This is a genomic window from Pseudomonas sp. W5-01 (assembly GCF_046540435.1).
In the GTDB taxonomy this organism is placed as follows: domain Bacteria; phylum Pseudomonadota; class Gammaproteobacteria; order Pseudomonadales; family Pseudomonadaceae; genus Aquipseudomonas; species Aquipseudomonas graminis_B.
On record NZ_JAXCIP010000008.1, the window covers coordinates 226045 to 234137 of the forward strand.

An 8093-nucleotide genomic window follows, 5' to 3' on the forward strand; every position below is an offset into this window, starting at 1 on the left:
CCGTGGCCGCCGGCCGATGCGAGTGGACACCATGAACCCTTACGAAAACGAAGACCTCAATGCCATCCGTGACGGCGTGCGCGCGCTGTGTGCCCAGTTTCCGGCCGAATACTGGCGCAAGATCGATGAACAGAAAGGCTTCCCGGACACCTTCGTCAAGGCGCTGACCGACGAAGGCTGGCTGTCGGCGATGATTCCCGAAGAGTACGGCGGCTCCGGGCTGGGCCTGGCGGAAGCTTCGGTGATCCTTGAAGAGGTGAACGCCTGCGGCGGCAATTCCGGCACCGTGCACGGCCAGATGTACAACATGTTCACCCTGTTGCGTCACGGCAGCGACGCACAGAAAAGCTACTACCTGCCCAAGCTCGCCAGCGGCGAACTGCGCCTGCAATCCATGGGCGTGACCGAACCGAGCACCGGCACCGACACCACCAAGATCAAGACCACGGCGGTGAAGCAGGGCGACAAGTACGTGATCAACGGCCAGAAGGTCTGGATCTCCCGCGTGCAGCATTCCGACCTGATGATCCTGCTGGCGCGCACCACGCCCCTGGCCGAGGTGACGAAAAAGTCCGAAGGCATGTCGATCTTCATCGTTGACCTGCGCGACGCCATCGGCAACGGCCTGACCGTTCAGCCTATCGCCAACATGGTCAACCACGAGACCAACGAGCTGTTCTTCGACAATCTCGAACTCCCCGCCGAGAGCCTGATCGGCGAGGAAGGCAAGGGCTTCCGCTACATCCTCGACGGCCTGAATGCCGAACGCACGCTGATCGCCGCCGAGTGTATTGGCGACGGCCGTTGGTTTATCGAGAAGTCCGCCGCCTACGCCCGTGATCGCGTGGTGTTTGGCCGCCCGATCGGGCAGAACCAGGGCGTGCAGTTTCCCATCGCCGAAGCGCACATCGAAATCGAAGCGGCGGACCTGATGCGCTGGCGTGCCTGCGAGGAATACGACAACGGCAAGAACGCCGGTGCCAGCGCCAACATGGCCAAATACCTCGCGGCAAAAGCGTCGTGGGAAGCGGCCAATGCGTGCCTGCAAACCCATGGCGGATTCGGGTTCGCCTGCGAGTACGACGTGGAGCGCAAATTCCGCGAAACCCGTCTGTATCAGGTCGCGCCGATCTCCACCAACCTGATTCTTTCCTACGTTGCCGAGCACCTGCTCGACCTGCCGCGCAGCTTTTGAGGACGCCGAAATGAGCCATACCCAGGCATTGGCGGGTTTCCTCGCCGAGCTGACCTACGAGCAAATTCCCGGCGTCGTGCTGGACCGAACCGAAGACCTGTTCCTCGACTGGATCGGCTCGGCGCTGGCCAGCCAGGGCGCACGGCCGATTCCGTTGTTCGAGCGCTACGCTGAACGCATGGGCCCGCAACAGGGCAAGGCGAAGATTCTGGTGAGCGGTCGCGGCACTTCGGCGTACTTCGCCGCGCTGGTCAACGGTGCGTCTTCGCACCTGGTCGAGCAGGACGATCTGCACAACAGCTCGGTGCTGCACCCGGCGACGGTGGTGTTTTCCGCCGTACTGGCAGCGGCCCAGGACCTCGACAAAACCGGCCAGGATTTACTGCTGGCGTCGGTTGCCGGTTATGAAGCCGGCATCCGCATCGGCGAATTCATGGGCCGCTCCCACTACCGCATCTTCCACACCACCGCGACGGTCGGCACCCTCGCCGCTGCGGTGGGCGTCGGCAAGCTGCTGAATTTCGACAAAGAGCAGTTCATCAACCTGCTGGGCACGGCGGGCACCCAGGCCGCCGGGCTGTGGGAATTTCTCCGTGACGCAGCCGATTCCAAGCAGCTGCACACCGCCAAGGCGGCGGCCGATGGCCTGCTGGCGGCGTACCTCACCGAAGACGGCCTGACTGGCGCACGGAATATTCTGGAAGGCGATCAGGGCATGGCGGCGGGGATGTCCAGCGACAGCGATCCCGCCAAGCTGTCCGACCGCCTCGGCAGCCGATGGGCGCTGGTGGAGACCTCATTCAAGTTTCACGCCTCGTGCCGCCACACCCATCCGGCGGCCGATGCCCTGCTGCACCTGATGCAGCGCGAAGGCCTGCGCCATGGGCAGATCGCCAAGGTCGTCACCCGGGTTCATCAGGGCGCCATCGATGTGCTCGGCCGGGTCGATGTGCCGCAGACCGTGCATCAGGCGAAGTTTTCCATGGGCGCAGTGCTCGGGTTGATTGCGGTTCACGGCAGCGCGCAGTTGATCGAATTCCGCGATCTGGCCCTGAGCGATGCCGACGTTGCGGCCTTCCGCGAAAAAGTGACGATGGAGCTGGACGCGGAGGTGGATGGCGCCTATCCGGCGCGCTGGCTGGGGCGGGTGATCGTGACCACCACCGATGGCCGGGTGTTGAGCGCTGGCATCGATGAGCCGAAGGGCGATCCGGGCAACACCCTGTCGCGGCCTGAGCTGGAGGACAAGGTTCAGCGCCTGCTGGCGTTCTCCGGCGCACGCACGGTGGAGCAGGGCACGGCGTTGATCCAGCGGGTGTGGCAGCTGCGCGATGCGCAGGATTTGAACGATCTGATCTAAACGCAAGCGCGCTCCTGCAGGTGGGCACGAAGAGGTTTTCGAACATGACTCAACAACCCCCGCGTCCTCTGGACGGCATCACCGTCGTCAGTCTGGAACACGCCATTGCCGCGCCGTTCTGCACGCGGCAACTGGCGGATCTCGGCGCCCGCGTGATCAAGATCGAGCGCCCCGGCGTCGGCGATTTCGCCCGTGGCTACGACCAGCGCGTCGACGGCCTGGCCTCGCATTTCGTCTGGACCAACCGCTCCAAGGAAAGCCTCACCCTGGACCTCAAGCAGGACCAGGCCGGCGACGTTCTTGAGTCGTTGCTCGGCAAGGCCGACGTGCTGGTACAAAACCTGGCGCCGGGCGCCGCTGCCCGTATGGGCCTGTCGTTCGAAGCCCTGCACGAACGTTTCCCGCGCCTGATCGTCTGTGACATTTCGGGTTACGGCGAAGGCGGGCCCTACGAGAAGAAGAAGGCCTACGACCTGTTGATCCAGAGCGAGGGCGGCTTTTTGTCGGTCACCGGTGGTCCCGGGGAAAACGAGATGGCCAAGGCCGGTTGCTCCATCGCCGACATCGCCGCCGGGATGTACGCCTACACCGGGATTCTGTCGGCGTTGATGCTGCGGGACAAGACCGGGGAGGGCAGCCGCATCGACGTCAGCATGCTGGAAAGCCTGGTGGAGTGGATGGGCTACCCGATGTATTACGCCTACAACGGCGCGCCCCCACCGCCACGGGCCGGCGCGTCCCACTCGACGATCTATCCTTACGGGCCGTTTCCCACCGGCGGGGGCGGCACGATCATGCTGGGCCTGCAGAACGAGCGCGAATGGGCGGTGTTCTGCGAGAAGGTCCTGCTCGATCCGGCGCTGGCCACCGACGAGCGCTTTTCCGCGAATTTCAAGCGCTCGGAAAACCGCGAGGCGCTGCGGCAAATCATCGTCGACGGCTTCGCCCCATTGAGCGTCGATGACGTGGTTGCCCGTCTGGAAGACGCGCAGATCGCCAATGCGCGGGTCAACGACATGCAGGGCGTCTGGGACCATCCGCAGCTCAAGGCCCGTGATCGATGGTGCAAAGTCGACAGCCCGTCCGGCCCGCTGCCGTCGCTGCTGCCGCCGGGCCACAACACCGCGTTCACGCCGCGCATGGACGGCGTGCCGGGCCTGGGGCAGCACACCGGCAGCATCCTCGGCGAGCTGGGGTTTTCGGCTGAAGACCAGGCGCGGATGGCGGCGGGCGGGGTGGTCTAGCGCCCGTTCTGCAAAAGGCTCTTTTGCACAGCGCATCCCTTCCTACAGGACACTCTCAGGACACCCACATGGCCCACACCAACATCCGCTCCGCACTGTTCGTCCCCGGCAGTCGCCCCGATCGTTTTGCCAAAGCGCTGGCAGCCGGCGCCGATGCCGTCATCGTTGATTTCGAAGACGCCGTCGAAGAACCCCTCAAGCGCCAGGCCCGGGACAATCTTGCGGCTTTCTTGAACGACAACCCCCAAGCCTCGGTGTGGGTGCGGGTCAATGCGCCGACTCATGCCGAACATGCCGATGACTTGGCGTTTTGCCGGCAGTACGCGGGCGTGGCCGGGGTGCTGCTGCCGAAAGTCGAAAGCGCTGCTCACGTCGCGGCGGTATGGCAGACGGGGAAACCGGTCCTGCCGATCATCGAAAGCGCCAAAGGCTTATTGGCGCTGGAGCAGATCGCCCATGCCGACGGTGTCCAGCGTTTGTCGTTCGGCGGGCTCGACCTGGCCCTGGACCTGAACCTCAACAGCGGCACCCACGCCGCGCAGATGTTTCTGGATCAGGCGCGGATGTCGGTGCAACTGCATTCACGGGGCGCCGACCTGCTGCCCCCGCTGGACGGTGTGCACCCGGCCATCGGCGACCCGAAAGGTTTGCACCGCGCCATTCGCCACGCCTACGACATGGGGTACGGCGGCGCGTTGTGCATCCATCCGGCGCAAGTGCCGGTGATCCACGCCGCGTTGGCCCCCAGCGCTGATGACTTGAACTGGGCGCAAAAGGTGATCAACGCCAGCGCGGCGGCCAAGGGGGCGGGAGCCTTTCAGCTGGACGGGCATATGGTCGACGCGCCGGTGTTGCTGAGGGCCCAACGTTTGCTGGCGCTGGCGGCGGGGTGAACGCAGTCGCCGCCGGGGCGCCGGTGGAAAGCTGGATCGCGTTCAGCAACCCCGAACGCCGGCTTTCAAAAAAGCAGATTCTCTAAACACCGGAGCTTCGTCATGGTGGAGTTGCACTATGCTCATGGGCTCCACCTGCTCCTGCCAACATAAGTTCATACAAAAATAAAAAGGTGATATCGATGTTGAAGCTGACCAAAGCGCTTTTCTGCGCGGCCGCAGTGTCTGTGGCCAGCCTTGCACAGGCCGCTGATCCGATCACGATCAAGTTCGCCCACGTGGTGGCGGAAAACACGCCGAAGGGGCAGGGCGCGTTGCTCTTCCAGAAGATGGTCGCCGCCGACCCGGCCTTGAAAGACAAAGTCAAAGTCGAGGTGTACCCCAACTCCTCGCTGTTCGGCGACGGCAAGGAAATGGAAGCCCTGCTGCTCGGCGACGTGCAGATGCTGGCGCCGTCACTGGCGAAATTCGAGCAGTACACCAAGAAAGTGCAGATCTTCGATCTGCCGTTTCTGTTCAACGACCTCGCTGCCGTCGACCGCTTCCAGCAGGGTCCCCAGGGCAAGGCGTTGCTGACCGCGATGGACGACAAAGGCATTCACGGTCTGGCGTATTGGCACAACGGCCTCAAGCAACTCTCCGCCAACAAGAAGCTCGTTGAACCGAAAGATGCCCGTGGCTTGAAATTCCGCGTTCAGGCCTCCAGCGTGCTCGAAGCCCAATTTGTCGCCCTGCACGCCAACCCGCGCAAGATGAGCTTCGCCGAGGTCTATCAAGGCCTGCAGACCGGCACCGTCAACGGCACCGAAAACACTTGGTCGAACTACGAAAGCCAGAAGGTCAACGAGGTGCAGCCGTTCTTCACCGAGTCCAACCACGGCCTGATCGACTACATGGTGATCACCAACTCCAAGTTCTGGAACGGCTTGCCGGCGGACGTGCGTGGCGAACTGCAAACCATTATGGATCAGGTGACGGTCGAGGTGAACAAGCAGGCCGAAGCGCTGAACCAGACCGCCAAGCAGAAAATCATCGACGCCAAGACCAGCGAAATCGTGACGCTCACCCCTGAGCAGCGCGCGAAATGGCGTGAAGCCATGAAGCCGGTCTGGGACAAGTTCTCCGAAGAAATCGGTGCCGACCTGATCAAGGCTGCCGACGATTCGAACAAGGCGCCTTGAGCCCTTCCTTCGCTTCTCGATACAGACCGTGACGGCCCGGCGGCCACCCGTTTCGCGGGTGATCCGCCTCCACGGCCGTCGCCATGCCCGGCTACATTCGGCTTCGTTCGGAGAATGCTTATGCACCCGCTGACGCGATTCTGGGAGCATCTGGAGGAGGGCATCATCGCCTTCCTGCTGGCTGCCATGACCCTCGTGACGTTCGTCTACGTGGCGTTGAACAACATCTACACCCTGTTTTATTCCCTCAGCGATCAATGGGCCGTCAGCAGCGATTTCTTCGCCGGCATCGGCGACCACCTGATGGGTTACGCCCAGGGCATGACCTGGAGCGTGGCGCTGACCAAAGCCCTGTTTGGCTGGCTGATCTTCTTCGGGATTTCCTACGGCGTGCGCACGGCGGGCCACCTGGGCGTCGACGCGCTGGTCAAGAAAACCAGCAAGCCGGTGCAGCGGATTCTGGCGATGCTGGCCTGCGCCTGTTGCCTGGCGTACGCCGGCTTGTTCCTCGTCGCCAGCTACAAGTGGGTCGCAGCGCTGTTCATGGCCGGCATCGGTGCCGAGGACCTTGATCGGTTCGGCATCAAGGTCGCCTACATCGCCGTCATCGTGCCCATCGGCTTTGCTCTGGTGATCGCGCGCTACCTGGAAATCCTTTACCGCATCTGGACGCACCGGCAGACCGGTCTGGGTCTGGCCGACGAAGCGGCTGAAGCGAGCAAACTCGCCAACCCTGCCGAGGAGCAGCACTGATGACCGTTATCTGCCTGTTCCTGCTGCTATTCGTTTTCATGTTCCTGGGCGTGCCTATCGCTATTTCCCTGGGATTGTCCGGCGCCGTTTCGATCCTGCTGTTCAGCCCGGACTCGTTGAGTTCGCTGGCGATCAAACTGTTCGAAACCTCCGACAGCTACACCTTTCTGGCGATTCCGTTCTTCCTCTTGTCCGGGGCCTTCATGACCACCGGCGGGGTGGCGCAACGGCTGATCGACTTCGCCAACGCCTGCGTCGGCCACATTCGCGGCGGCCTGGCGATTGCGGCGGTGCTGGCGTGCATGCTGTTCGCGGCGTTGTCCGGTTCATCGCCCGCCACCGTGGCGGCCGTGGGGTCGATTGCGGTCGCCGGCATGGTGCGTTCCGGTTACCCGAAGGCATTCGGCGCGGGCATCATCTGCAACGCCGGTACGCTGGGCATTCTGATTCCGCCGTCCATCGTGATGGTGGTCTACGCCGCCGCGACGGAAACGTCGGTCGGCAAGCTGTTCATTGCCGGTGTGGTCCCCGGGATTCTGCTCGGCGTGATCCTGATGGTGGTGATCTACATCGTCGCCCGGGTCAAGAAACTCCCGGCCCAGCCACGGGTGACCTTCCGCCAGTGGCTGCACACGGCGCAACGGGCGTTTTGGGGCCTGATGCTGCTGGTCATTATCCTCGGCGGCATCTACAGCGGTATGTTCACTCCCACCGAAGCGGCGGCGGTGGCGGCGGTCTATTCGGCGTTCATCGCGCTGTTCGTCTACAAGGACATGAGCTTTAAGGACTGTCCGAAAGTGCTGCTGGAGTCCGGCCGGCTGTCGATCATGCTGATGTTCATCATCGCCAACGCCATGCTGTTCGCCCACGTCCTGACTACGGAGCAGATTCCGCAGCAGATCACCGCCTGGGTCATTTCCGAAGGCCTGACCCCGATCGGCTTCCTGATCATGGTGAACATCGTGCTGCTGGTCGCAGGTAGCTTCATGGAGCCTTCGGCAATCATCCTGATCCTGGCGCCGATCTTCTTCCCGATCGCGATGAAACTGGGCATTGACCCGATTCATTTGGGGATCGTCATGGTGGTCAATATGGAGATCGGGTTGGTCCACCCACCGGTGGGGCTTAACCTGTTCGTGACGTCCGCGGTGACGGGGCTGACACTGGGCGAGACCATCCGAGCGGCGCTGCCGTGGTTGTCGATCCTGCTGGTGTTCCTGCTGCTGGTGACTTACGTGCCTTATATCTCGCTGGCGCTGCCTAACTGGCTGGGGATGCCATGATCAATGGCGTGGCTGAATGGGCTTAAGGTCAAGAGCTTTGGGTCAAGAGCTTAAGGACAAGAGCGTCTGCCTAGGGGCAGACGTTTCGCCTTCGGCGAGTTACTTGGAAAAGCACCCCAAGTAACCAAGGGTGCTTGCTCCTGGTTTGGCCCTTCGTTCCTCAGGGTTCCTTCACTCCGGTCCC

Annotated in this window: 7 protein-coding genes; all 7 read left to right on the forward strand. The window is 62.8% G+C overall.

Going from position 1 to position 8093, the window contains the following annotated elements:
- Nucleotides 1-31: 31 nt before the first annotated feature.
- The 7 genes from SLW75_RS23310 (at nucleotide 32) to dctM (ending at nucleotide 7909) form a co-directional block, all read left to right on the forward strand.
- Nucleotides 32-1195: an acyl-CoA dehydrogenase family protein gene (locus SLW75_RS23310; RefSeq protein ID WP_192134348.1), complete on the forward strand. Its 1164-nt coding sequence runs from the start codon at nucleotides 32-34 to the stop codon at nucleotides 1193-1195.
- Between the two features lie 10 nt (nucleotides 1196-1205).
- Complete coding sequence (locus SLW75_RS23315) at nucleotides 1206-2555, forward strand: MmgE/PrpD family protein (RefSeq protein WP_410935576.1); 1350 nt, start codon at nucleotides 1206-1208, stop codon at nucleotides 2553-2555.
- Between the two features lie 44 nt (nucleotides 2556-2599).
- Nucleotides 2600-3799, forward strand: coding sequence for a CaiB/BaiF CoA transferase family protein (locus SLW75_RS23320; protein ID WP_410935577.1), 1200 nt, complete (start codon nucleotides 2600-2602; stop codon nucleotides 3797-3799).
- Between the two features lie 68 nt (nucleotides 3800-3867).
- The gene (locus SLW75_RS23325) at nucleotides 3868-4692 is read left to right on the forward strand and encodes an HpcH/HpaI aldolase/citrate lyase family protein (RefSeq protein ID WP_410935578.1); all 825 of its coding nucleotides are present in this window, start codon (nucleotides 3868-3870) and stop codon (nucleotides 4690-4692) included.
- Nucleotides 4693-4874: 182 nt separating this feature from the next.
- Complete coding sequence (locus SLW75_RS23330; RefSeq protein WP_065989489.1) at nucleotides 4875-5873, forward strand: TRAP transporter substrate-binding protein; 999 nt, start codon at nucleotides 4875-4877, stop codon at nucleotides 5871-5873.
- Nucleotides 5874-5993: 120 nt separating this feature from the next.
- The gene (locus tag SLW75_RS23335) at nucleotides 5994-6626 is read left to right on the forward strand and encodes a TRAP transporter small permease (RefSeq protein WP_192134340.1); all 633 of its coding nucleotides are present in this window, start codon (nucleotides 5994-5996) and stop codon (nucleotides 6624-6626) included.
- Nucleotides 6626-7909, forward strand: coding sequence for a C4-dicarboxylate TRAP transporter large permease protein DctM (gene dctM / locus SLW75_RS23340; protein ID WP_065989499.1), 1284 nt, complete (start codon nucleotides 6626-6628; stop codon nucleotides 7907-7909). Before SLW75_RS23335 ends, dctM begins: the two co-directional genes overlap by 1 nt.
- The last annotated feature ends 184 nt before the right edge of the window (nucleotides 7910-8093 follow it).

Excerpts from the sequence above, each read along its gene's own strand:
- SLW75_RS23310 (WP_192134348.1), top strand. The coding sequence starts at position 32 with ATGAACCCTTACGAAAACGAAGACCTCAATGCCATCCGTGACGGCGTG.
- SLW75_RS23315 (WP_410935576.1), top strand. The coding sequence starts at position 1,206 with ATGAGCCATACCCAGGCATTGGCGGGTTTCCTCGCCGAGCTGACCTAC.
- SLW75_RS23320 (WP_410935577.1), top strand. The coding sequence starts at position 2,600 with ATGACTCAACAACCCCCGCGTCCTCTGGACGGCATCACCGTCGTCAGT.
- SLW75_RS23325 (WP_410935578.1), top strand. The coding sequence starts at position 3,868 with ATGGCCCACACCAACATCCGCTCCGCACTGTTCGTCCCCGGCAGTCGC.
- SLW75_RS23330 (WP_065989489.1), top strand. The coding sequence starts at position 4,875 with ATGTTGAAGCTGACCAAAGCGCTTTTCTGCGCGGCCGCAGTGTCTGTG.
- SLW75_RS23335 (WP_192134340.1), top strand. The coding sequence starts at position 5,994 with ATGCACCCGCTGACGCGATTCTGGGAGCATCTGGAGGAGGGCATCATC.
- dctM (WP_065989499.1), top strand. The coding sequence starts at position 6,626 with ATGACCGTTATCTGCCTGTTCCTGCTGCTATTCGTTTTCATGTTCCTG.